Raw genomic sequence first — 24,865 nt, 5'->3', positions numbered from 1 at the left:
CGAATCCGTATATAATCTGCCAGCGACTCAATCTCCTGTCGTGTTCTGCCCCCATCCGCATAATAATCCCCTGAAATATGATTCCTGATTTGCCGGATTGCGGAAAGTGTTCCATATTTCAATTCTGCCCCTTACAACAGCGGCAAAATACAAAGATGGTTTTTTATAAATTTTATTTTGATTCGTCACTTTCAGAGGCTGAATCGTCATTCTTGGGAGCCGAATCGTCACACTCAGCGCACCATTCATCACTCTCGCATGAGCAAAAAGCCCCCGCCGAAGCGGAGGCTGATCCATCACACTCGATCCTGCTCCTTGATCTGATCGATCGGAACAAACATTTCAATGTGACGGTGGAGGTTTTCGAATTTGGCCGGCAGCAGGCCGCCGAATTCGCCGTCGAGGTTCAACTGCACCTTTTCATCGGAGGTGACTTGGATTTTCGACGGTTTTGCATGGATGACAAGCGGGTCGCTGAGATGCTCGCCGCGGAGCGCCAGGCTGACGACGCGGATGAATTCATACAGATTGCACTTTTTCAGGATGAACATGCTGAACTTCCCGTCGTTGATACTGGCTTCGGGGGCTAATTTTTCGAAGCCGCCGACCGAGTTGGTCAGGCCGACGAGGAACAGCATCGCCTCATCATCAAACACCTCTCCGTCATACTCGATTCGGACGCGCGACGCCCGGATGGAAGGGAGCATCTCGATTCCCTTCAGATAATAGGCGAGCTGTCCGAGGACGGTCTTCAGCTTGCTCGGCACCTCGTAGGTGAGCTCGGTGATTTTGCCGCCGCCGGCAATGTTGATGAAGTGGCGATCATTCACGATCCCGACATCGACCGGGATCGTGTCACCTGCGAGGATGATGTCCACTGCTGCGTCGATATCGCGCGGGATGTGTACGGCGCGGGCAAAGTCGTTGGTCGTGCCCATCGGGATCAGCCCGATCTTCGGCCGGTTTTCATAGCCGCTTACCCCTGCGACGACTTCGTTCAGGGTTCCGTCGCCTCCGACGGCGATGATGATATCAAATCCGCGCTCGACAGCGGTCTTGGCGGCCTCTGTCGCGTCACCTTCGCAAGTCGTTGCGTGGCAGGACGTCTCATAGCCGGCCTCTTCCATCCTGACAAGCACTTCAGGAAGATGCTTCCGGAAGATTTCGCGGCCGGATGTCGGATTATAAATAATGCGTGCACGTTTCGTCATGGTTGTCCTCTCGCTTCTTGAGTACTTGTATAAGATATGACGGCGGGTGCCGCCGGATGTTGCGGTATCCACCAAAAAGAAGCCGGCTGCAGCCGACTCCCCTTTTCTTCATCATATGCCTGGCGTTGCAAACAATCAAGCTTGGCGTTTAATTCTGTTTTTGGAGAGCGGCCATAAACGTCTTTCGGATATCCTCATACGTCCAGAGCCAGTAGTCCAAGTTGGATGTATACTCCCCGTAAAGTTTCTTGAACAGCGCCTTTTGCTTTTCTTCAAAGTCAGGCGCCTCCTTCGGCGGGAGTGCTTCTTTCTGTTCCATCACATACTCCTGCAATTCCGGAGAGCGCGGTCCCCACTTTTCAAGGACATCCCCGGACTGGTTCAGGAGAAGATAAACCGGAATCGATCGCCCGCCGTTCGTCAGCCAGCGGTCGATCAGTTCGGTATCCGCATCCCGGTAGGCGACGCGCGCCCCGACACCGGCCGCCTCGACGATGTGCAGGAGAATCGGATTGTTCATCATCGCATCCCCGCACCAGTCCTCGGTGATGACAAGGATATGCGGTTGCTTTTCCCTGAGAAGCGCAATAAACTCATCATCCTGGGGCAGTTTAAAGCCATCGTACACTTTCCGGCTGTTCTCTTTATGGGTCGCCATGCCTTCCATGTAGTCGGCGAGCGCAATCCCCTCTTGGTAATACTGCTCTTCTGTTTTGATCGGTATCCCCTCCTATCCAAATTGTACGAAAATGAAAACCGTTAGGCAAATGGAAGAAGAGCGGTGCTCCTCCCCACAGTCCTTTGCCGAAAACCGAAAAACTGCAGCCCGGATAAGCTGCAGTTCACCAGTTGCCTTATTTCTCAATGGTACCGCACGCAATGCGCGGACCCGCGTCTCCCGCAGGCTGTGACTCGTAGTCGTCTTCGCCGCCATGGATCACAAGCGACGTGCCTTCGGCGGTAAACAGGGTGTTGTCCGCATTTTCATCAAGCGATACCTGGTCCGTATCAAACTCGGCATGGGCGGTGCCGTCCTTACCGACTTCAATGTTTTCGAAGTCGCCGGCATGCGGCCCATTCTCGCTTTTCGTGCCGTGGTCCTTGTCTCCCGGATTATAATGCCCGCCGGCCGACTCAAAGTCCGGTGCTTCACAGGCGGCTTTTTCATGGATATGGAATGCATGGGTGCCTTCCGGCAGATTGCTCACCTTCATATCCACATGGACGCCGCCGTCTTCATTTGCAGTGAGGACTGCGGTTCCGACCTCGGCGCCTTCCACATCTTTAAGCTGTACGGTGACTTCCTGGCCGTCCTGGACCGTGCCTTCTTCGGTGTCGGCCTCCTCATCGGTGCCGGCACCTCCGGCATCCTCACCCGTGTCTGTGGCTTCTTCGTCCGCCTGGTCTTGCGTTTCACCGTTTTCCGCTTCCTGATCCGCATTCTGGTTTCCGCAACCCGCAAGAAGAGCCATCAGAAAGCCGATTGCCGCGAGCCATTTCCATTTGCTCATCTTCACATCTCTCCCCTCCAATGAATCTAACTCTACTATTCACGTCCAGAGCAAAAGTAAACTGAGCATTCCCTCTCCTTTTCATCTTGCGGATTCAGGATATTGGGTGGATTGACGGCCAAGATTTCACTTCTTTTGGCCAAGAGCCCCTATGAGGAAGGGCCGTTCCGGATAGGAAGGCTCCACTGTGCTCAATGTTCAGTCGCGAGTTAGCGCATTCTCGCTACAGAAAAAGACCGCCCCGGAGGACGGTCTGCGGAATCAGCGTTTGCGGATTTCCTGGTTGATGAGTTTGTTGACGAGCGGCGGGTTGGCCTGCCCTTTTGTCGCTTTCATGACCTGGCCGACAAGGAAGCCGATGGCGCGGTCTTTCCCTTCCTTGAAGTCGTCGATCGACTGCTGGTTGTTGTCCAGCACTTCGGTGACGACTTTCAGAAGTTCACCTTCGTCGGAAATCTGGACGAGCCCCTTCTCCTTGACGATCTTTTCCGGATCGCCGCCGTTGTCGGCGAGTTCCTTGAACACTTTTTTCGCGATCTTCGAGGAGATCGTGCCTTCCTCGATCAGCTTGATCATGCCGGCGAGATTATTCGGCGTGAGGCCGGTGTCGGAAAGCTCTTTCTGGTTCGTGTTCATGTAGGCGGACACTTCGCCCATGAGCCAGTTCGACGCAAGCTTCGCATCCGCTCCGGCCTGGACCGTCGCATCGAAGAAGTCCGACATGTCTTTTGTGAGCGTCAGGACCATGGCGTCGTACGACGGGAGGCCGAGCTCGTTCACATAGCGCTCTTTCCGGGCATCCGGGAGTTCCGGGATTTCCGCACGGACACGCTCCATCCATTCGTCATCGATGGACAGGTCGGTGAGATCCGGTTCCGGGAAGTACCGGTAGTCATCGGAGCCTTCCTTGACACGCATCAGGATCGTCTTGCCGGTCGACTCGTCGAAGCGGCGGGTCTCCTGCTCGATGATGCCTCCCGCAAGCAGCACTTCCGCCTGGCGCTTTTGTTCGTGCTCGAGTCCCCTTCGAACAAAGTTGAAGGAGTTCAGGTTCTTCAGCTCGGCTTTCGTGCCGAACTCTTCCTGGCCATACGGGCGCAGCGAGATGTTGGCGTCGCAGCGGAGCGAGCCTTCTTCCATCTTCACGTCGGAAACGCCCGTGTACTGGATGATCGACTTGAGCTTTTCAAGATACGCGTACGCCTCTTCCGGCGTGCGGATGTCCGGCTCGGACACGATCTCGATCAGCGGCGTTCCCTGACGGTTGTAGTCGACGAGGGAATAGCCTTTATCGGTGTGATTCAGCTTGCCTGCATCTTCTTCGAGGTGAAGGCGGGTGATGCCGATGCGCTTTTTCTTGCCTTCGACTTCGATCTCGATCCAGCCGTGCTCGCCGATCGGCTTGTCGAACTGGGAGATCTGGTAGGCTTTCGGGTTGTCCGGATAAAAGTAGTTTTTCCGGTCGAACTTCGTCTCCTGGTTGATCTGGCAGTTCAGTGCCATCGCGGCCTTCATGCCAAACTCAACGGCGCGCTTGTTGATCACCGGAAGAACGCCCGGGTAGCCGAGGTCGATCACATGTGTATTCATATTCGGTCCCGCGCCGAAATGGTTCGGGGCAGGAGAGAAGATTTTCGAGTCAGTTTTCAGTTCAACGTGGACTTCAAGTCCGATGACGGTTTCAAAGTTCATTGTTCCAGTCCCTCCCGAATTTCCGGCATCTTCTTGTGGAAATCGGTCGCCTGCTCGAACGCGTGGGCGACACGGTAGACGGTCGATTCGTCAAAGTGGCGGCCGATGATCTGGAGGCCGAGCGGCAGGCCGTTATCAAATCCGCAAGGGACCGAGATTGCAGGCACGCCGGCAAGGTTGACCGGAATCGTCAGGATGTCGTTTGCGTACATCGTGAGCGGGTCGTCAATCTGTTCGCCGATCTTGAACGCAGCTGTCGGCGAAGTCGGGCCGATGACGACATCGTACTTCTCGAATGCGTTCGTGAAGTCGTCGCGCACGAGCGTGCGGACCTTCTGCGCCTTTTTGTAATAGGCGTCATAGAAACCGGAGCTGAGGGCGAATGTGCCGAGCATGATCCGGGTCTTGACTTCGTCCCCGAAGCCTTCGGAGCGTGTCTTTTTGTAGAGGTCTTCCAGGTTCCCGATGCCTTCCGCGCGGTAGCCGTATCGGATGCCGTCAAAGCGGGCCAGGTTCGAGGACGCTTCGGAAGAACTGAGCAGGTAGTAGGCAGGAAGCGCGTACTTCGTGTGCGGAAGCGATACTTCCTCCACTTCCGCCCCGAGCGACTCGAGTACTTTGATGGCGTCTTTGACCGCATTGCGGGATGCTTCCCCGACGCCTTCGCCGAGGTATTCGGACGCGATGCCGATCTTGAGTCCCTTGATGTCGCCTGTCAGTGCCGATGCAAAGTCCGGCACGTCAATGTCAAACGACGTTGCGTCGTACGGGTCATGGCCGGAAATCGCGGACATGAGGAACGCGTTATCCTCGACCGTGCGCGTGATCGGGCCGATCTGGTCAAGTGACGAAGCAAATGCCACGAGGCCGTAGCGCGAGACGCGGCCGTAAGTCGGCTTCATGCCGACGACGCCGCAGTATGCCGCCGGCTGGCGGATCGAGCCGCCCGTGTCGGAGCCAAGCGTGAACGGCACTTCGCCTGCCGCGACCGCAGCTGCGGAACCGCCGGACGAGCCGCCCGGGACATAGTCAAGGTTCCACGGGTTCGCCGTTTTTTTGTAGTATGAGTTCTCGGTCGAGCCGCCCATTGCGAACTCGTCCATGTTCACTTTCCCGACTGTGATGAGGCCGGCGTCGTCCAGTTTTTTCGCGGCCGTCGCGTGGTAGATCGGGTCAAAGCCGCCGAGCATGCGGCTCGCGCATGTTGTCTCGAGGCCTTCGGTCACGATGTTGTCTTTTACGCCGACCGGCAGTCCGTGGAGCGGGCCGCGCTGGTCCGCCGGCGTGTTGTCGAGCTCAGCCGCGCGCGCCTTCGCCTGCTCTTCGTTAAGCGCCAGGAAAGCCTTGACGTCGCCGTCGACCTTGCCGATGCGGCGGAACGCCTCGTCCGTCAGTTCGGCGACGGACACTTCCTTGCTATGTAGAAGCTGCTGGAGCTCTTTCGCGGAATGATTGAATAGCGTCATCTTTCTGGTTTCCTCCTCTGTCCGTCAGCCCAGGATGGACGGCACTTTGACCATGCCATCTTCATGCTCGGGTACATTTTTCAGCATCAGGTCGCGGTCAAGCCCTTTGACCGGCTTGTCTTCCCGGAACACATTCACGAGCGGTACCGGGTGTGTCGTCGGTTCGACACCCGCCGTGTCCACTTCGTTCAGCTGCTCGGCAAACTCGATGATCGTCGCGAGTTTGCCGGTGTAGTATTCCGCTTCTTCTTCGGTGATGGCGAGCCGTGCAAGATTCGCGACGTGCTTCACCTGATCCTTTGTGATCGCTGCCACTTGTGTCTCCTCCAATCGTGCAAATGTCCTGTATGTCTGCCTCCGCTATCATATCACGAAAGCCTGAATCAGTTGTGATAAATGTGGGTGTACGGTTCGGCTTCCCCGCGCTTTTTCACGATGAGCGCTTCCGGCCCTTTCGTGGAAGTGATGCTCACCTCGATCTGGATGTCCGGGAAATGGTCCACAAGCAGCCCGGTCAGGTATTGGGAGAATCCGATAATCTCCGCATTGCCGTAGAATTCGATCGGGACATCGATATCCAGCGAGTAAATCTCCCCGTCCTTGTAATAACCGGTGCCGATCACGTTCACGAAGGATGAAAAGTACTTCTCGACATCCTGCTTGAAGTTCCGGAAGCTGGTGTCGACGTCCCGGTAACGGTCCTTGCTGGAGCTGGTCGGGAACAGGACATACTCCTCATTGATGGGATCCCAGCCGGACAGCACATCCTTGCCTTTTTCCGCGACTCCGACGGCAAAGTAGTTCCCCGGAACGATTTCGGTTTTCGGGCTTTGCCTGAACAGGCCGACGACGATCGGCACTTCCTTCAGGCCTTCCATGCCCCGCATCCGCTTGACAATTGCCGCGGCCGCTTTTTTGCCGTTTTCCTCGACCTGCGCAGCCGGCAGCTTGTCTCCGGTGATGGTGTTCACCGTATTCAGCGCGACCCCGACCGAGACGCCTTCCAGGCGGATCTTGTCCTCCGATGTGCGCTTCAGGTAGTTCTGTTCAAGAATATGAGCGATGTAGCGGGGCGCATCCTGTCCCGCCGGGTTCAGCCCCTCGGGGTTGTTTTCTTTGTCTTTGCCTCCGAGCCAGGAAAGGATCGTTTCCTGGTCGAGATGCTGGCCTTCCTGGTAATAGTACTCATCCGTCGGGAAGTGCTGCTGCGAGAGGCGCATGAGACCGCCCTCGACTTCTGCGATGTTGTACTGCGAGTTCAGCATGCTGACGACTAGGCCGTATGAGGCGCTTTTCTTATAGGGCAGGAGCATCCGGTAGTATTCTTCTTCAAGCTGATGGGTCGGAATGATGACCCGCGTCTCCTGTTCCTCTTTTGCTTTGTCCTTGGCCTCCTCCGGCTCTTCGCTTTTCGGCAAACAGCCCGAAAGCAGCAGCGCGGCGAGGGCGGCCGCGGTGATTGTCTTGATCTTCAATGGTGCAAATCCCCTTTGGTCACTGGATAGCTTCGTTAAGTGCGGCTTCGTCCCAAACTTCGATGCCGAGCTCTTCCGCCTTCTGGAGCTTCGAGCCGGCATCTTCTCCCGCCACGACAAGGTCGGTCTTTTTGCTGACGCTTCCGGTCACTTTCGCCCCGAGGGACTCAAGCGCCGCCTTCGCCTCGCTCCGGGAAAACTGTTCGAGCTTTCCGGTGAGGACAACGGTCTTGCCCGCGAGCAGCCCGTCTCCCGGGATATCCTGCTTGCGCGGTCCGTTGTAGACGGTGTTGACTCCGGCTGCGGTGAGCTTGCCGAGCACTTTCTGGACGTCTTCATTGTCGAAATACGTCACGACGGAGTCCGCCACTTTCTCACCGATCTCATGGATCGCGGTCAGCTGTTCTTCCGTCGCTTCTTTTAGCGCATCGAGCGTGCCGAATTCCTGGGCAAGAATCTGTGCGGCCTTCTGTCCGACATGCCGGATGCCGAGGCCGAACAGCAGTTTCTCGAGCGAGTTTTCCTTTGAGCGGGTAATGGCATTCACAAGATTCGATGCAGACTTCTCGCCCATCCGCTCAAGTTCCATCAGCCGGGCTTCGGTCAGGCTGTACAGGTCCGCTGCATCTTTGATCAGGCCTTCATTGAACAACTGGGCGACGACTTTTTCGCCGAGGCCTTCGATGTTCATGGCGTTGCGCGAGACAAAATGAATCACCGACTCCTGGAGCTGCGCCGGGCACTGCGGGTTCACACAGCGGAGCGCGACTTCGTCTTCGAGATGGACAAGTTCGCTTCCGCAAGCCGGGCATTCCGTCGGCATCTTGTATTCTTCCTCATCGCCTTTGCGCTGGTCGGCAAGCGACATGACGATTTCCGGAATGATGTCCCCGGCTTTCCGGACGACGACCCGGTCGCCGATCCGGATGTCCTTTTCGCGGATCAGGTCCCCGTTGTGGAGAGATGCCCGCGCAACGGTCGTCCCCGCGACACGCACCGGCTCCAGGATCGCCGTCGGCGTGACGGCACCCGTCCGGCCGACGGTCAGCTCGATATCGAGCAGTTCGGTCACGACTTCTTCCGCGGGGAACTTGTAGGCGGTCGCCCACCGCGGGCTCTTGGCCGTGAAGCCGAGGTCATCCTGGCGGGAAAAACTGTCCACCTTGATGACGATGCCGTCAATCTCATAGGAAAGGTCCTGCCGGCGGTCCTGCCACGATTCGATATAGGCGATGACTTCATCGATGTCCTTGCAGCGCCGGCGTTCCGGGTTTGTCCGGAAGCCGAGCCGGTCCAGATAATCAAGCGCGTCGGAATGGGCATCGAGCCCGTAGGCCGCCCCTTCCCCCCCGATGCCGTACATAAAGACGGACAAATTGCGCTGGGCGGCGATTTTGGGATCAAGCTGGCGGAGAGAACCGGCTGCCGCGTTGCGGGGGTTCGCGAAAACATCCAGTCCTTCTTCTTCACGGTGTTCATTCAGCTTCATGAAGCTTTTTTTCGGCATATACGCTTCCCCGCGCGCTTCGATCGTGACGTCTTCCGTCAGCTTCAGCGGGATGGCACGGATTGTCCGGAGATTGGAAGAGATGTCCTCCCCGACCGTTCCGTCGCCGCGGGTCGCGCCCTGCTTAAACCGGCCGTTCTCGTATTTCAGCGAGATGGCCAGGCCGTCGATTTTCAGCTCACAGACATAGGTGACCTCTCCCGCGTCCGACCGTACTCGCCGGTCGAATTCGCGGATGTCTTCTTCATTGAAGACGTTGGAGAGACTCAGCATCGGCGTGTCATGAACAACTTTGCTGAAGCCGGGGAGCACCTCCCCGCCGACCCGCTGCGTCGGGGAATCCGGCATAATCAGGTCCGGGTGGCGTTCCTCCAGATCCGTAAGCTCTTTCATCAGGGCATCGTACTCCGAGTCGGGCACGAGCGGCTTATCGAGGACGTAATAGGCATGGCCGTATTCATTCAGGAGCTTGTGCAGCTCCTTCACACGCTGTTCAAGTTGAAGTTGATCTTCCATAACGGATCCCTCCGGAACGACGATATAAGAAACCAATATGATATTGAAAGTTAGAGGGCAAGGGCGGGTGGCCATGGTGCAACCCTGGCTGGAACATGGAAAATCGGAATGCCATGCGGCAATTCCGGGTCCCATATTGCAAATTCGGGCGACATGCGGCAAATCGGGGCGCCATGTTGCGATTCCGGGCGACATGCGGCAAATCGGGGCGCCATGTTGCAAATCCGGACGCCATGTGGCAATTCCGGGCGTCATGCGGCAAATCGGGATGCCATGTTGCAATTCCGGGCGACATATTGCAAATCCGGACGCCATGCGGCAAATCCGGACGCCATGCGGCAATTCCGGACGCCATGCGGCAATTCCGGACCCCATACGGCAAATCCGGACCCCATACGGCAAATCGGGACGCCACGTTGCGAATCCGCGTCACATATTGCAAATCCGGACGCCATGTTGCAAATTCGCGCCCCATGTAGCAATTCCGGACGCCATGCGGCAATTCCACACCCCTCCCTGTATGAGAAGCCAGGCCCCGCTTATGCCTTCTCGATCGGGGCGAATTTGGCGAGGAGGCGCTTGATGCCGACCGGTTCCGGGAACGCGATGTCGAGTTCCTGGTTTTCGCCTTCGCCGCGGACGCTGACGACCATGCCTTCGCCCCACTTTTTGTGCTTGGCTTTATCGCCGGCTTTCCAGCCGACGGATGCGCCGTTTTTGCGGGCGGCCGGACGCCGGACGGCAGGGCGTGCCGCGGGGCGGCCGCCAAAGCCGCCGGAAATCGGCGTGCGGCTGTAGTCCGGCTGAGAGCCGCCGGCACCGACGGTTTCGATGATGTCCTGGGAGATTTCGCTGATGAAACGGGACGGGCTGTTATAGCTTGTCCGTCCGTAGAGCGTGCGATACTGCGCGGCCGTGAGGAAAAGCTTCTCCTCCGCCCGGGTGATCCCGACATAAGCCAGCCGCCGCTCTTCTTCCATTTCCTCATCGTCACCGATCGAGCGGGAGTGCGGGAAGACGTTTTCTTCCATCCCGATGATGAAGACGACCGGGAACTCGAGGCCCTTCGCCGAGTGCATTGTCATGAGGACGATCTGTTCGTTCGATGCGTTTTCTTCTTTATCGAGCGAATCGATGTCCGCGATCAGCGCGAGGTCGGTCAGGAACGCGACGAGCGACTTGTCGCCTTCGTCCTCGTCCGCCCGCTTCTCGAACGACTCCGTGACGGACAGGAATTCGTTGATGTTTTCGAGGCGGCTTTCCGACTCGATCGTCTTTTCATTGTGCAGCATCGCCCGGTAGCCGGACTTCTCGAGCACTTCCTCGACGAGTTCGGTGACGGACAGGTACTCCTGCATCTGAGTGAATCCGATGATCAGGTCGCGGAACTCGGCCGCCTGGTTGATGGCCCGCGGCTGGAGGCCCGGGATAAAGTCGACTTCCTTGAGCGCGTCAAAGATCGACAGGTCGTTCTGGATTGCGTACGTCGCAATTCTATCGAACGTCGTCGCCCCGATGCTGCGCTTTGGTTCGTTGATGATCCGTGCGAGCGACAGGTCGTCGTCGTTGTTCGCGATCAGCCGGAGATAGGCAAGCAGGTCCTTGATCTCCTTGCGGTCGTAGAACTTCGTGCCGCCAACGATTGTGTATTCCAGGTTCGACTTCACAAGGTATTCCTCGATCATCCGGGACTGGGCGTTTGTCCGGTAAAGGACGGCGAAGTCGGAGAGTTTGCGGTTCTCCTTTTCCTGCAGCTCGAGAATCTTCGAGACGACGAACTGGGACTCGTCCTTTTCATCGGACGCCTTATAGACGTAGATGTGCTCCCCTTCGGCGTTTTCGGTCCGGAGATTCTTCTCGTAGCGGCTTGCGTTGTTCTTGATGACGTCGTTGGCCGCCTTCAGGATCCGCTGGGTCGAGCGGTAGTTCTGCTCGAGCAGGATCACCCTGGCGTCCGGATAGTCCTTTTCGAACGACAGGATGTTGCCGATGTCGGCCCCCCGCCATTTGTAGATCGACTGGTCGGAGTCGCCGACGACACACAGGTTCTTGAACTTGTCGGCAAGCATACGGACCAGTTTGTACTGCGCGTGGTTCGTATCCTGGTACTCGTCCACGTGGATGTACTGGAACTTATTCTGATAGAACTCGAGCACTTCCGGCAGCTGCTCGAACAGCTTGATCGTCACCATGATCAGGTCATCAAAGTCGAGCGACTGGTTTTTCCTGAGGCGCTTTTCGTAGGCGGCATACACTTCACCCGCCGTTTTCTCGAACGGGTTGAACGGGTTCGCCTGCTCCTGGAATGTTTTTGCGTCGATCAGTTCGTTTTTCGCGTTCGAAATCGTGCCGAGCAGCGAACGGGGCTCGTATTGTTTCGGGTCGAGGTTCTGCTCTTTCAGGATGTTCTTGATGACAGTCAGCTGGTCGGATCCGTCGAGAATGGAGAAATTCTTTGAGTAGCCGATCCGGTCGATTTCGCGGCGCAGGATGCGGACGCACATCGAGTGGAATGTCGACACCCACATGCGCTCGCCTGTCCCCGGCCCAAGGAGGCCGTCGATCCGCTCGCGCATTTCGCGCGCGGCCTTATTCGTGAATGTGATCGCGAGAATTTTCGAAGGATACACCTGTTTCTCGACGATGAGGTAGGCGATCCGGTGGGTCAGGACCCGCGTCTTGCCGGACCCCGCCCCGGCCATGATGAGAAGCGGTCCTTCTGTCGTGCGGACCGCCTTCGCCTGTTCGGGGTTCATACCATTGAGGAGGTTGTTTGAAATTGTTTCCATGGTGGCTCCTTTCTGATGAAGCGTGCGAGCAGACGGAGTTCGGCTCCAGTCTGCTCTGGTTTTATAGAAATTAACTAATCTTTTCCGTTTCTTTCACTGCACGGACGGTTTTCAGAGCCGCTTTCAGGTCTTCATAGATGATATTGCCGACGACGACCGTGTCGGCGTATCTGGCCATCTCGGCAGCCTGCTCCGCCCCGCGGATGCCTCCGCCATAGACGAGGCGGGTGTTTTCCAGCACGCGGGCTGTGCGGCTCACCGTCTCCGGGTCGCCGTAGGTGCCGCTGTACTCCAGGTATAGGACGGGCAGGCGGAAGAAATGCTCCGCGAGCCGGGCATAGGCGATGACATCCTCCGTCCCGAGGGTCGCGTTTGCACCAGTGAGCCGCGCCGCCTTGCAGTCAGGATTCAGGATGACATAGCCTTCCGCCAGGATCTCACCGAAATCCATCAGTTCGCCGTACTCGCGGATCGCGGCGAACTGATGCCCATTGATCCAGGAAGCGTCTTCCGTGTTCAGCACAGTCGGGATCAGGAAGCCGTCGAAGCCCGGCGTGATCGCCTCGGCGTCCGACACCTCGAAGACGACCGGCACCGAATACCTGCGGATCCTCATGAGAAGCGCCAGCACATTATCGAGCGTGACGCCGTCCGTTCCGCCGACGATCAGCCCGTCCGTCCCCGACTCACACACCCGCTCCAGCGCCTCATCACTGATCTCTTTGGCCGGGTCCAGTTTAAACACATGCCGCCATTCTAGAAATTCCATGATGCAGTCCCACCTGTCTATAGTTTGCGTCCCCCCATTATAACAAAAAAGACTCCACCCGGCGGCTGTTTTGAGGTGCCGTCGAAAGGAGTGTTTCAGTGGAGGTATTCTTGTGGAGTGAGACGGGAGAGAGACCTTTCCTCCGAAGGCAAAGCGTACATCAGGCGACATAGCGCCTGATGTCGGGATGGCGGGGGTTCGATGCCCACGCCCAGCCCGCCTTCCTCCATGAGAGAGGCCCGGTGATTTGGTGAACTTCGAGATCACGAATACAGCCAAAAATCATATGCGAAGAACAAGTAACAACCTCACCAAGCTTTTTTTAGTAACTATAAACACTTTCGCATGTATTAGCCTGTGGCTCGTAATAACAGTGTTGTTTAAATTGTCCTGAAAATGGTTGGCCATACCATGTAGGCGGGCACGGAGCATACGGATTAAAATACCAAAGAGCATACTTAGAAGGATGTTGCCCCCAATAATTTACTACTTGTCGTGCCAATCTTCTCTCTACCTCTCTTGCTGGACTATAAAACAAATTACCTTTTTGTACTGCTTCAAAGGAATAATTTCCACCTTGAACCTGAAAAATCACATCCTCTATGGTTCTTACATCCCTGAAATCTAAACAATCAGCTACTACTCGATTTATAATGACATTCCCAACCATAAGCATCCCAAGTTGCCCTTCACCCTCAGCCTCTGCCCGCATCATTCGTGCAATTAAATCAATGTCCTTATCCCTATATTTCACTCTCGGCACTTTACATCACCTCTATCAAGAAATGTATTCAAAACTGCCTACAAAGATGCCAAGCGGTTACCTCTTATTTAAGAATGCGTGACCGCGCATAGGTTTCTATGCGCGGTTTGAACGGTTCTATGCGCGGTTAAAGCAGTTCTATGCGCGCTCAACCGGTTTCTATGCGCGCTTCCTCCAAGACGGACATAAAAACGCCGGCAGCCGGCCGGCGTTCCATCCTCTTATTCTCTTCCACGCTCAATATACGACTCCATCACATCGTCCGGCACCATTCCCCCGCCGGTCGCCCAGGCGATATGGACTGCGTGCATCCCGGGCCGGAACGCTGCCTCGAATCCTGACTCGGCAACATGCACCGCACCCGGAACCCCAGCCAATGCGGACGGCTCAAGCCGGATGCCTTCAAGTTCGCTCATCTTCGCCAGAAGGCGGTACAACCTTTCGTCCCCCACGGTAAACGAACCGGCGAGCAGCCGTTCCATCACGTTGCCGACGAAGCCTGACGGCCGGCCGACCGCGAGGCCGTCCGCATCCGTTTTGTTGTCCAGGCCGAAATCCTGTACGGACACTTTGTCATGCTTGCCGGTGACGAGGCCGAGCAGCATGCACGGGGCATGGGTCGGTTCCGCGAAAAAGCAGTGGACATGATCGCCGAACACCTGCTTGAGCCCGAACGCAATGCCTCCTGGCCCGCCCCCGACCCCGCACGGCAAATAAACGAACAACGGCTGATCCTCACCAATTTCAATCCCCTGCTCCTCAAGCTGCTTTTTCAGGCGCATCGCCGCAACGGAATAGCCGAAGAACAAGGTCTTTGAGTTTTCATCATCAACGAAGTGGTCGTCCGGGTCCGCTTCCGACTGGCGCCGCCCCTCTTCGACCGCCTTGCTGTAGTCGTCCGGATGCTCGACGACGTTCACGCCCTTTTCACGGAGCATATTCTTTTTCCATTCCTTCGCATCACTCGACATATGGACCGTCACCCGGAAGCCCATCTTGGCGCTCATGATGCCGATGCTGAGCCCCAGGTTCCCGGTCGAGCCGACCGTGATTGAATACCTGGAGAAAAATTCGAGGAAACGCGGTTCGGCAAGCACCGAATAATCATCCGACTCGTTTAGAAGGCCATGCCCCAATGCCAGGTCCTCCGCATGCTTCAGCACCTCATAAATGCCGCCGCGCGCCTTTACAGATCCGGAAATCGGCAGATGACTGTCACACTTGAGCATCAGCTGTCCCGGAATCCGGACGCCCGCTTCCCGTTCCAGCCATTTCTCCATTTCAGGGATTAGCCTTAAAGGCGATTCGATGATCCCGCCCGCCGGCTCCGTCTCGGGAAACACCTTCGCGATATACGGCGCGAACCGCCGCAGGCGCGCTTCGGCGTCCTTCATATCATCAATCGACAATCCGGTCTCCGCCTCCCCGACTGGCCCATATGCCGGGTTAACCCAAAACACTTCTTCCGCCTTCATCATCTCGCCGATAACCGGATGGGCACCGGTCCATTCATCAATGGTCTTTCCTGCAATGTTTTTCATTGTGCTTTTCCCCCAGACTAAATTGTCATTTCCACGAAACGCCGAAAAGCCTCTTCTTCTTCATCATAAGGATGATGATTGCTATGGTTAAAAAGTGTAAAAGAAGCGTTCGGCAACAGATTTGCAACTTCTTTTCCAAACTTCGGCGGGCATTGGGCGTCGTAATTACCGCAATAAATAAAAGCCGGAGTCTGAACACTCCTTAATTCCTTACGAACATCAAAGCGAGCGCAGTCATGCTGTCTGAAATAATCCAAACGCTGGCCAACTGTCTTGCCACTATTTATTTTCTTCATGGCCTGCAGAAGTTTTTCCTCAGAATGATAAGACATCAGCGCCCACTCGAAGCTTAGTGCTCTTCGCTTTTCTGTGTTGGTGGCTGGATCATTAAGCAAGTCCATTATTTCTACTATCCGGCTGAAGTGCAGATTCTCTTTGCAATAAATGCTATCCGGGTCCATACAGTATTCATAACTTGCCGCCGTTCCTCCGGCGATGATTTTTTCCAAAGAATCGGGAGCGGCAATGGCGTATTTCAGTGCAAGCATTCCTCCTGTAGAGTGACCGGCAAATGACCAGCTCCTGCATCCCAGCGCTTTGCGGATTGCCTCAAGATCCAGAACAGATGCATCCATGCTATATTCCTCCGGATCTTCGGCGTGGCAAGAATTTCCGGCACCGCGCAGGTTAATCAGGTAAACATGATAATGTTCAGAAAAAGGAGCGGCAAAAGTATGGCCTCTTTCATCAAATTCACTGTAGAGATGGGTGACGGCTAACGGCGGCCCCTCCCCAAATTCAAAAAACTCGAAGGTTCCTCTGGCGGTATCGACAAAACGCCTGATCCAAGACCTTGCTTTCAAGAGTGTCCCCCTCACAATCTACTCTCTCTATTAAAGCAGGATTCCCGCAATCTTTCTCGAATAATGTAAAATGAATGACTATTCACCAAAAAGGAAGTGAAGGTTTTGCTCCGTTCGTATGAACACGATGGCGTGACCTGTCTTGAATTGACGCACCCCGTCATGGGAAAGGTTTTTGCTTTTCTCACGGATGGCATGCTGATCGATACCGGGCCGCAATCACTTGAAGCTGATCTCATGCCGTATCTTGAACAGGCATCCTTCGATCAGATCGTCCTGACCCACAGCCATGAGGATCACTCCGGGAATGTTCCGGCCATCCTAGAGCACAGGGACGTGCCTGTCTATATCCATCACAAAGGGATCGGCATCTGCGCCGAGGACACGCCTTATCCGGCGTACCGGCAGGCGGTCTGGGGCAAGCGCAAGCCCTTTCAGGCTGCGCCGATTCCCGAGCCCCTCCGTTCCCGCACGCGCGAATGGCAAGTGATGGACACGCCGGGGCATGCCGCGGATCACGTCAGCTTGTTTTACCCGCAGACGGGCACGCTGTTTTCCGGTGACCTGTTCGTCGCCACGAAGACGAAGGTCATCATGGCGGATGAATCGATTCCGGAGCGGATGGAGTCCATCCGGAAACTTCTCGCGCTCGAGTTCGGGCCGCTGTTCTGCTGCCATGCCGGCTATGTGGCGGACGGACAAACCAAACTGCGGCAAAAGCTGGACCATCTGGAGTATATCTATAGCGAAGTGGAAACGCTCCACAAAAAAGGGCTACCGCCTGAAGAAATCCGAAAATCGCTGGACCCGAAAGACTACCCGATCATCAGCGTTTCAGGCGGAGAATGGGACTCGCTGCATATCGTGGATTCAGTCATCAACGACATCGAGAAAAAGACGCCCGGACTGATTTAGTCTGGACGTTCTTTTATGTGAGTAAGCAGCTTTAATCGTGGTATTGTTCTTGACCGTACTTCTCAATATCCAAGGACAAGGCATTTTCCAATGTTGCATAGGTGGGGATGTTTTCAAACGAAAGCCCCAGATGAACAGCCGTTTGGGCGATCTCAGGCCGTATACCGCACAGGATGGTCTGAACCCCCAATAACGTCAATGCCTCGGACAATTGGAAGATTTGCTGGGCGACCATCGTATCGACCGTAACGACACCCGACAAGTCGATATACAGACGTTCAAGCCGTCTTTCATTGCTTTGTGCCAGCGCGTGTTCAAGAATATATTTGGCACGCTCGCTGTCAATATCTCCGATCAGCGGCAACAATCCTGTCTTTTTGGTAATCGTGATAACAGGTGAACTTAACTTGTTGATCAGGTCCCGATGAGCGTTCAACTTCTTGGCAGCGTGACGGTCATACTCTTCGAAAAACCATACCGTCACTTTGTCCATCGTTTCGATCATCAGGTTTTCCCACGTCTCTTTATCCGCAGGCGAATACCGGTCTTCATGCAAAGCCCAAAATTGATTGATTAACTCGAGATACTGATTTCGCGTCCGGTAAAATTCACGTAAGATCAACGTCGAAGGCGTCTCCAGGTGTTTTTGGTCAGAAGCGACCATCACAATCCAGTTTTCCAACTCATTCAAAAAAACTTCTTCGGTGATGAACACCTTGAAAAAACCGCGATGGAACTTGTTGTTCTGACTTTTCAGGACGGCAAGCTCTTGGGGATCCTGCGTGGTATAGACGCCTCCTGAAGAGGCTTTATCCAACCCTTCATACCATTCCTCTGTTAATTCCATAGCATGACTCATGAGAAAGTTATAGAGCTCTTGGTACTTCTTCACTTCCGCTTCCTCCATCCAAGTGGTTAATCGGTATCGTCGATATCTTTGGAGATTCAGTTATGGTGAACCGGTTGTCCAGGAAATCATACCACAAAAGGGGACTTCAACGGCAAACCATCAGAAAGGGTTTCCCACATAGCGTTCCACAAAAATTCAAGCTCAGAGCATCCGCTCTGAGCTTGTTGGTGTCCGGTAGTTATTTGACGTCTTCTTCCTTCTTCTCCATGCGGGCCAGGATCTCGCCGTAGCCGCCGGAGCCGTAGTCGAAGCAGCGCCGGACGCGGGAAATGGTGGCGGTGGAGGCGCCGGTTTCATTTTTGATGTTTTCGTAGGTGTAGCCCATTTTCAGCATCCGCGCGACGTTCAGCCGCTGCGAGAGCGACTGGACCTCGCTGATGGTCGCGAGGTCATCGAAGAAGCGGTAGCAGTCGTCCAGGTCGCGCAGTTCGAGAATCGCCTCGAACAGGGCGTCGGTCTGTGGGCCGCGCAGTTTTTCGAGTGCCATATCGGCACCTCCTTTGTCTCTATTCAAACATTTACGGTTTGTGGGTCGCATGCTGTGACGGTGTTTCCGGCACGAAGTGGATCCATGTCTTGCCCGGAGCGAGCGGGAACGGTTCGGTTCCGTCCATGGCAGTCGGGATGCCGCCGCGGCTTTCCCATGTCGTCTCATAGACGTTTCCGTCCCGGAAGACGAGCGCGCTGCCGCCCGCCTCCAGATCAAGCGCCCGTCTTCCCTTTCCGTCAACGGTGCGGTGAGGAACTTGCAGGACGAGAATATTCGACAGGCGGACCGCCTCGCCGTCATCCAGGTCCGCCGTTTCCGCCCCGCCTGATTCCCGTGAATAAACACTTTCCGCCGGATCAAATGCGTAGCGGCTCACGAAATTGGAATCGGCACCATAGGTCACTTCTGCCTCACCGGCCGGTTCACCGCCGGCAGGAGGCGAAGCATCAAACGTCCAGTCCGGCGAATCCGGCTTGTCCATCCGGAAACCGCTGTCCAGGGCGCCCTCCATCACCGCGTCGCCGGTAATATACGAATTGTGCGGCGCGACCCGGTCAGGCGAGCGCTTGAACAGCGTCCCGTCATAGCGCATGCCGTTCAAGTTGTCGACTGCGCCTTTTTCGAGCAGCGTCTCCGCATCGGGGCTGTAGCCGTGTGCCAGATAAAGTGCATTGTGGGCCGCGGCCAGTTCCACGAAATAATCGCGGGCGCTCCGCACCGGTCCGATCGATTCCGGAAGTTCCGACTGATAAAGCGCCAGGAGCCGGGTAATGTCTCCTTCAGCCAGCATTTCATAGACGACATCCGCTTCCGAAAGGCCCGACTGCGGCCGCGCTTTCGGATGGTTGTTGATGGTCGCGATCACCGGGCGCATATCCGGAACTTCTTCAGCCTCCAACCCCGTAAACGGCTCTGTATAAGTGGTGTCTACCATGGCTTCATCCGGTTTGCCGGAGCCGGGCGCATCATCTGTGTTTTCCGAACAGCCGGCAAGCAGGGCCCCAACGGCAGCCGCCGCGATCCAGTTCCTTTTCTTCAAATCAGTTCCCCCTATGCGTGAACTCAGTCATCCATGTATATGCCGGCCTTGTCCTACCGCATGAGTGCGGGAAACATCACTTTGCCGTTCATGACATCATAAATGCCTTTTTGCGTGATGCGGACATACGGCAGATGGGTCGCCTGAAGGAACAGGAGCGTGTAGACCGCATCCCCGTGCTTGTATCCGCGCTCCTTCAGTTCGTCTTTCAGCTTCTTTTCCTGGGTGATCAGTTGCTCCATCGGAAGATCTGACATCAGGCCGCCGAGCTTAAGCGGAAGCTCCGCAATGATTTTACCGTTCCCGGCAAGCGCCATTCCTCCGCCGATTTCTTTCAGGCGGTCGAATGCGAGCTTCATGTCGGCCATGTTCTTGCCGATCATGATGATGTCCCCCGTGTTGGAGTAGGACGTCGCAAAGCCGAGAACATCGTCCGCGAATCCCTTGATGAGTGTGTTCACCCGCCAATTGCCCTCACGGTCGATCAGGAGAAGGAAACTCTGGTCCTGGCCGGACGGCAACTTCTGATCGGAAGGGTCGACATTGACGCTATACGGTTTCGTGATGACGTCGTTCAGCATCTCGATTCCGAACGGGAACGAGAACTGGAAGTCGTTTTCATCCAGCTCGTACGGCGGATGATAAGGCTCCAGCCACGACCAGTCGATTTCCGGGAATTCATAGGCATCTTCTCCGTCCCGCTTCATCCAGACACCTTTGGACAAGACATCTGTCGGCACCGGATTTTCCGCATTCTCCAGGAAGTTCAGGTCCGCATACCGCCCGGTCGCGATCAGGCCGTGCAGGTTTTCCATATCGTAATAGCGCGCAATATTGTAGGTCGCCATCGCATACGCATCTTCCGGCTTGACGCCGACGTCCAGCGCGGCCTGGATGCACTTGTCCATGACGCCATCTTCATGGAACGAAGGCGTCGAGCCATCGGTTGTCATCATGAGGTGGTCGAGGATGTTGAGATCCTTTTCCAAGATGCCTTTCAGCATCTCCGGAAGATCCGGCCGGATGGATGAATAGCGGAGTGTCACGGCGTAGCCCTGCAGGATGCGCCGTTCCACTTCTTCCGCCGTCATCGCCTCGTGATCGCCGTCCGCCCCCAGAAGGCGGAGCCGGGCGAGCGTCCGCTCGGAAGCGCCCGGAAGATGGGCTTCCATTTTCATGCCGGCCTGCTTGGCGTTCTGCATCCAGTACAGCATCTGGTCATCGCCCGCGAGAAGCCGCGGCCAGGCGGTGAGTTCCCCTCCCATGAGGACGTCTGGGCGCGCCATCCATTCGCCGACCGACTGCGTCGTGTACAGTTCCTCTTCTTTATCCATCTCAGTCTGCGAATCAAACCGGGACCACCAGTAGAAGGAAAACGGCAATTCCTTGAGCTGGTCAAGGATTGCAAACGCTTTCCAATTCTCCATCGTCAAAAAAAGAACGCTATTGTCCGAGATAAAGGTCGTTGTTCCCCGTCGGGATGCATATTCCGCAAAAGATAGGGGATTATATAATTGGTATGGATGCACATGCGGCTCGATATAACCCGGCACGATCATCTTGCCGGAAGCATCGACCACTTCCGTGCCATCCGTTTTTTTCGGCATATCTGCGCCTGCGTAAACGATCCGGTCGCCCGAGATCCAGATGTTTCCGGAAATCCATTTCTTCAGGATTCCGTGCAGGTATGTAGCATTTGTAATCAGGAGATCCGGCGCCCGCCTGCCGTCGATGATCGCAGTGTGGTTACGGAGCTCCCTGATTTTCCATGGTGCTTGAGCCATCGTTGCTGCCCCCTGACTGTCTATCTGTTACTTTATCTTATCACAGCGTGAAAGTTAAAAAAAGACACGCGGCCGAAACCGTGTGTTCGGGAGGAGAAGTTTTCTATGAAACCAACTGACCAGACAATCAACGTCGGTACAAAAAGCGCCTACCTCCGCATCAGCTCCGGACTCGCGATGCTTGCCTGGGGCACGTCGCGCATGATCCGGGATCCCCGCAGCATGGCCGGCCCGATCCTTGTCCTGTCCGGCGCCTGCAAGACTGCCGAAGGGATCACCCGATATTGCCCGATGAAGGAAATGATGAGCGGCGGCATGGACGCCCTGATGAAGCCGGAAGTCAGCGGCGGCACACTGCCGGCCGTGTCCGGGGGCGGTACAGAGTCCGGTGAATCCGGCGAGAAGATCCAGGCGTTCTCGTACGGCGGTTTCGACGGCGCCGGGTCGGAACAGAATGTGCCATCCGGACAGGATGAATCCGCTTACAAAAACACCGGCAGCTCCGGGCAAGGCCAGAAAAAAGACCCCATGCAATCCATCTGAAAACCGGCGGACGGCATTGCCCGTCCGTTTTTGGTTCTCCCCTTCTCTCTATTCTATCGTATTTTTCTGAATATTGTAAGGGTTGACCAGCATCATTCAACCAAAAGCCGCCCCAAACGGGACGGCTTTTTTCTTATTTCATCGCGCGTTTCCCGATGTCGGAGCGGTAGAAGAATCCGTTCCATTCCATCGAGTCAAGTGCGGCGTATGCTTTTTTGCTTGCTTCCCCGAGGCTCTCGCCTTCCGCGGAGACGAGGATGACGCGGCCGCCGTTTCCGGCATAGCGTTCACCATCCGCTTTTGTTCCGGCATGGAACACATCGAGCCCGGCTTTTTCCAAAGGTTTCAGGTCTGGAAGCAGTGCTCCTTTCTGAACATCGCCCGGATAGCCGTCCGCGGCGATGACCACGCCGAGGCGGGCGCCTTCTTCCCATTCGGGTTCAATCGGTTTGCCGTCCAGGAGGGCCACCAGGAATGCCGCAAGGTCGGATTTTAGCTGCGGCAGGACGACCTGGGTTTCCGGATCCCCGAAGCGTGCGTTGAATTCGATCGTTTTCGGGCCGTCTTCGGTTAAGATCAGGCCGGCATACAGGATGCCGGTGAACGGCGTGCCTTCCGCATCCATCGCACGGACGGTCGCTTCGACAATCTGTTCGTGAGCCGTGCGGACGGCGTCTTCCGGCAAATGAGGCACCGGGGAATAGGCGCCCATGCCGCCCGTGTTCGGGCCTTCGTCATGATCGAACGCACGTTTATGGTCCTGTGACATCGGCATCGGGAAAATCTTGCCGCCGTGGACGAAAGACATGTAGCTGAACTCTTCCCCTTCAAGGAATTCCTCGATGACCACACGGGAGGAGGAGTCGCCGAACTTGCGGCCGCCGATCATGTCGTCGACTGCCTCCAGCGCTTCATCCGGTGTCATCGCGACGACGACGCCCTTTCCTGCCGCAAGCCCGTCCGCCTTGATGACGATCGGCGCGCCCTGTTCGCGGATGTATTCTTTTGCCTGCTCCTCATCGGTGAACGTCTCGTACTTCGCCGTCGGGATGTTGTATGTCTTCATGAGCTCTTTAGCAAATGCCTTGGAGCCTTCCAGCCGGGCGGCTGCTTTGTCGGGTCCGAAGATGCGGAGGCCCGCCTCACGGAAATGATCGACGATGCCGCCGGCAAGCGGCTGCTCCGGACCGACAAATGTCAGGCCGATGTTGTTTTCTTTCGCGAAATCGGCGAGCTTGCCGAACTCCATGACGCCGATCGGGACCATTTGGGCGTCTTCACGCATGCCATCATTGCCCGGTGCGACGTAGACCTTGCCGACCGATGGGGATTTCTTGAACTGGCGGACGAGCGCGTGCTCGCGGCCGCCGCTTCCGATGACCAGTACATCCATTTGCGTTCACTCCTTATGAAAACAACCTGCACATCCGGCAGGTTGTTTTTCTTTGTTTGCTTAACACTCGGCCCGCCGGGAATCAGTGCTTGAAATGGCGGATGCCGGTGAACACCATCGCGATGCCGTATTCGTCGGCTTTCCTGATGGAGTCTTCGTCTTTTTTCGAGCCGCCCGGCTGGATGATCGCCGTGATGCCGGCTTTGGCAGCCGCTTCGACGGTGTCGTCCATCGGGAAGAAGGCGTCGGACGCGAGGCCTGCGCCTTTCGCCCGGTCGCCGGCCTGCTCGAGTGCGATCTTGGCCGCGCCGACACGGTTCATCTGTCCGGCACCGACGCCGAGCGTGCGGTTGGCGTCGGAGACGACAATGGCGTTCGACTTCACATGTTTGACGACTTTCCAGCCAAGCTTCAGCGCTTCCCATTCTTCTTCGGTCGGCTCACGCTTCGTGGCGACTTTGATGTCTGCATCATCAAGAGAGGCGATGTCCGGATTCTGCATGAGGAGGCCGCCCTCGACGGAGACGGTCGTCCACTCGTCGCGCTCGCCTTCCGCCCCGTCCAGCTTCAGGAGGCGGATGTTTTTCTTTTGTGTCAGAATCTCAAACGCTTCGTCGGTGTAGCCCGGCGCGATGATGATCTCGAGGAAGATGCCCGCCAGTTGCTCGGCCGTCGCCGCATCGACTTCACGGTTCAGCGCGATGATTCCGCCGAAAATCGAGACAGGATCCGCTTCGTAGGCTGCCTTGAACGCATCGGAAAGGGTGGAGGCCGTTCCCACGCCGCAAGGGTTCATGTGCTTGACCGCGACAGCAGCAGGCTCGCTGAATTCGCGGACGATGCCGATCGCGGCATTGGCGTCCTGGATGTTGTTGTAGGAGAGCTCCTTCCCGTGAAGCTGTTCCGCACGGGCGATCGAGAACTTCCCGCCGAGCGGGCGGCTGTAGAAGGCCGCTTTCTGGTGCGGGTTCTCACCGTAGCGGAGCGGCTGCGTGAGTTCGTAGGTCATCGTGACGCTTTCCGGGAATTCTTCGCCGACCAGATCAGTCAGGTAGCCGGAGATGAGCGCGTCGTATGCCGCTGTGTGGCGGAACACTTTTGCCGCAAGGCGACGGCGGGTTTCAAGCGCGGTCGCCCCGTCTTTCTTCAGCTCTTCCAGAACCGCCGGGTAATCTGCGGAGTCGACGAGAACCGTCAGATAGGCATGGTTTTTCGCGGATGCGCGCAACATCGTCGGGCCGCCGATGTCGATGTTCTCGATGGCATCTTCGACCGTCACGTCCGGCTTTGAAATCGTCGACTTGAACGGATACAGGTTCACACAGACGATGTCAATCGGAAGGATGCCGTGCTCCTCCAGTTCGGCCTGGTGTTCCGGGTCGTCATGCTTGGCGAGCAGGCCGCCATGGATATATGGATGGAGCGTCTTGACGCGTCCCCCGAGGATTTCCGGGAAGCCGGTCACATCCCCGACTGCGGTGACGGCGACGCCGTTTTCCTTCAGATGGTTCATCGTCCCGCCGGTCGACAGGATCTCATAGCCGAGTCCTTCAAGTTCTTTCGCGAACTCGAGGACGCCGGATTTATCCGATACGCTGAGCAATGCTCGTTTTTTCACGGTTGGGGCCTCCTTATGTAAATCAGAACGCCGGCTTTTTAAGTGCCGGCGCCTATTGTATAGTCTTCAG

General features: G+C 56.3%; 22 protein-coding genes. 2 read left to right on the top strand and 20 right to left on the bottom strand.

Features of this window, described 5'->3' with window-relative positions:
- Positions 1 to 27: 27 nt before the first annotated feature.
- The 14 genes from BLT01_RS15035 to BLT01_RS05550 all read right to left on the bottom strand — a co-directional run bounded on the left by BLT01_RS15035 (position 28) and on the right by BLT01_RS05550 (position 16,103).
- On the bottom strand, positions 28 to 300 hold the full coding sequence (locus tag BLT01_RS15035; protein WP_143020582.1) for a hypothetical protein: 273 nt from the start codon (positions 298 to 300) through the stop codon (positions 28 to 30).
- Positions 297 to 1,211 (bottom strand): diacylglycerol kinase, encoded by a 915-nt coding sequence (locus BLT01_RS05610; RefSeq protein ID WP_092095566.1) that lies wholly within the window; start codon positions 1,209 to 1,211, stop codon positions 297 to 299. The genes BLT01_RS15035 and BLT01_RS05610 overlap by 4 nt, the downstream gene beginning before the upstream one ends.
- Positions 1,212 to 1,359: 148 nt before the next feature.
- On the bottom strand, positions 1,360 to 1,929 hold the full coding sequence (locus BLT01_RS05605; RefSeq protein WP_092095564.1) for a thioredoxin family protein: 570 nt from the start codon (positions 1,927 to 1,929) through the stop codon (positions 1,360 to 1,362).
- Between the two features lie 136 nt (positions 1,930 to 2,065).
- Positions 2,066 to 2,722 (bottom strand): superoxide dismutase family protein, encoded by a 657-nt coding sequence (locus BLT01_RS05600; protein WP_092095826.1) that lies wholly within the window; start codon positions 2,720 to 2,722, stop codon positions 2,066 to 2,068.
- A gap of 261 nt (positions 2,723 to 2,983) precedes the next feature.
- Positions 2,984 to 4,414 carry an Asp-tRNA(Asn)/Glu-tRNA(Gln) amidotransferase subunit GatB gene (gene gatB / locus BLT01_RS05595; protein ID WP_092095561.1) on the bottom strand — a complete coding sequence of 477 codons (1,431 nt, stop codon included), beginning with the start codon at positions 4,412 to 4,414 and terminating at the stop codon, positions 2,984 to 2,986.
- Positions 4,411 to 5,880, bottom strand: a complete 1,470-nt coding sequence (gene gatA, locus BLT01_RS05590) for an Asp-tRNA(Asn)/Glu-tRNA(Gln) amidotransferase subunit GatA (RefSeq protein WP_092095558.1) — start codon at positions 5,878 to 5,880, stop codon at positions 4,411 to 4,413. The genes gatB and gatA overlap by 4 nt, the downstream gene beginning before the upstream one ends.
- Positions 5,881 to 5,904: 24 nt before the next feature.
- Positions 5,905 to 6,195 carry an Asp-tRNA(Asn)/Glu-tRNA(Gln) amidotransferase subunit GatC gene (gatC, locus tag BLT01_RS05585; protein ID WP_092095555.1) on the bottom strand — a complete coding sequence of 97 codons (291 nt, stop codon included), beginning with the start codon at positions 6,193 to 6,195 and terminating at the stop codon, positions 5,905 to 5,907.
- Between the two features lie 68 nt (positions 6,196 to 6,263).
- A complete protein-coding gene (locus BLT01_RS05580) occupies positions 6,264 to 7,355 on the bottom strand; it encodes a CamS family sex pheromone protein (RefSeq protein WP_092095552.1) in 1,092 nt (363 codons plus the stop codon).
- 19 nt (positions 7,356 to 7,374) lie between these two features.
- A complete protein-coding gene (gene ligA, locus BLT01_RS05575) occupies positions 7,375 to 9,378 on the bottom strand; it encodes an NAD-dependent DNA ligase LigA (protein WP_092095550.1) in 2,004 nt (667 codons plus the stop codon).
- 539 nt (positions 9,379 to 9,917) lie between these two features.
- A complete protein-coding gene (pcrA, locus tag BLT01_RS05570; protein ID WP_092095547.1) occupies positions 9,918 to 12,167 on the bottom strand; it encodes a DNA helicase PcrA in 2,250 nt (749 codons plus the stop codon).
- Positions 12,168 to 12,237: 70 nt separating this feature from the next.
- A complete protein-coding gene (pcrB, locus tag BLT01_RS05565; RefSeq protein ID WP_406566744.1) occupies positions 12,238 to 12,939 on the bottom strand; it encodes a heptaprenylglyceryl phosphate synthase in 702 nt (233 codons plus the stop codon).
- Positions 12,940 to 13,258: 319 nt separating this feature from the next.
- The gene (locus BLT01_RS05560; RefSeq protein ID WP_092095541.1) at positions 13,259 to 13,699 is read right to left on the bottom strand and encodes a cell wall hydrolase; all 441 of its coding nucleotides are present in this window, start codon (positions 13,697 to 13,699) and stop codon (positions 13,259 to 13,261) included.
- Between the two features lie 221 nt (positions 13,700 to 13,920).
- Entirely contained in the window at positions 13,921 to 15,240 is a 1,320-nt protein-coding gene (locus BLT01_RS05555) for a D-serine ammonia-lyase (protein WP_092095538.1), read from the bottom strand.
- A gap of 17 nt (positions 15,241 to 15,257) precedes the next feature.
- Positions 15,258 to 16,103, bottom strand: coding sequence for an alpha/beta fold hydrolase (locus BLT01_RS05550; RefSeq protein ID WP_092095536.1), 846 nt, complete (start codon positions 16,101 to 16,103; stop codon positions 15,258 to 15,260).
- Between the two features lie 105 nt (positions 16,104 to 16,208).
- On the opposite strand from BLT01_RS05550, the gene BLT01_RS05545 reads away from it, so the two are divergent.
- A complete protein-coding gene (locus tag BLT01_RS05545; RefSeq protein WP_092095534.1) occupies positions 16,209 to 17,018 on the top strand; it encodes an MBL fold metallo-hydrolase in 810 nt (269 codons plus the stop codon).
- Between the two features lie 31 nt (positions 17,019 to 17,049).
- Here the strand turns inward: BLT01_RS05545 and BLT01_RS05540 are convergent, their stop codons facing one another.
- The 4 genes from BLT01_RS05540 to BLT01_RS05525 all read right to left on the bottom strand — a co-directional run bounded on the left by BLT01_RS05540 (position 17,050) and on the right by BLT01_RS05525 (position 21,241).
- On the bottom strand, positions 17,050 to 17,910 hold the full coding sequence (locus BLT01_RS05540) for an STAS domain-containing protein (protein WP_092095531.1): 861 nt from the start codon (positions 17,908 to 17,910) through the stop codon (positions 17,050 to 17,052).
- Positions 17,911 to 18,106: 196 nt separating this feature from the next.
- Positions 18,107 to 18,415 carry a YerC/YecD family TrpR-related protein gene (locus BLT01_RS05535; protein WP_092095529.1) on the bottom strand — a complete coding sequence of 103 codons (309 nt, stop codon included), beginning with the start codon at positions 18,413 to 18,415 and terminating at the stop codon, positions 18,107 to 18,109.
- Positions 18,416 to 18,446: 31 nt separating this feature from the next.
- Positions 18,447 to 19,457, bottom strand: a complete 1,011-nt coding sequence (locus tag BLT01_RS05530) for a DUF3048 domain-containing protein (protein ID WP_245696882.1) — start codon at positions 19,455 to 19,457, stop codon at positions 18,447 to 18,449.
- Positions 19,458 to 19,510: 53 nt separating this feature from the next.
- Complete coding sequence (locus BLT01_RS05525) at positions 19,511 to 21,241, bottom strand: adenine deaminase C-terminal domain-containing protein (RefSeq protein ID WP_092095526.1); 1,731 nt, start codon at positions 21,239 to 21,241, stop codon at positions 19,511 to 19,513.
- A 105-nt stretch (positions 21,242 to 21,346) separates the two neighbouring features.
- Between BLT01_RS05525 and BLT01_RS05520 the strand changes: the two genes are divergently transcribed.
- Complete coding sequence (locus BLT01_RS05520; RefSeq protein WP_092095524.1) at positions 21,347 to 21,784, top strand: YgaP family membrane protein; 438 nt, start codon at positions 21,347 to 21,349, stop codon at positions 21,782 to 21,784.
- Between the two features lie 133 nt (positions 21,785 to 21,917).
- On the opposite strand, the gene purD is transcribed toward BLT01_RS05520, so the two are convergent.
- Positions 21,918 to 23,177 carry a phosphoribosylamine--glycine ligase gene (gene purD, locus BLT01_RS05515; RefSeq protein ID WP_092095521.1) on the bottom strand — a complete coding sequence of 420 codons (1,260 nt, stop codon included), beginning with the start codon at positions 23,175 to 23,177 and terminating at the stop codon, positions 21,918 to 21,920.
- Positions 23,178 to 23,259: 82 nt separating this feature from the next.
- A complete protein-coding gene (gene purH / locus BLT01_RS05510; RefSeq protein ID WP_092095519.1) occupies positions 23,260 to 24,795 on the bottom strand; it encodes a bifunctional phosphoribosylaminoimidazolecarboxamide formyltransferase/IMP cyclohydrolase in 1,536 nt (511 codons plus the stop codon).
- Between the last annotated feature and the right edge of the window lie 70 nt (positions 24,796 to 24,865).

Origin of the sequence: Bhargavaea beijingensis (genome assembly GCF_900101985.1) — a bacterium.
GTDB classification, from domain to species: domain Bacteria; phylum Bacillota; class Bacilli; order Bacillales_A; family Planococcaceae; genus Bhargavaea; species Bhargavaea beijingensis.
Note: the sequence above shows the minus strand (reverse complement) of the source record. Positions and strands in the feature narration are given on the sequence as shown.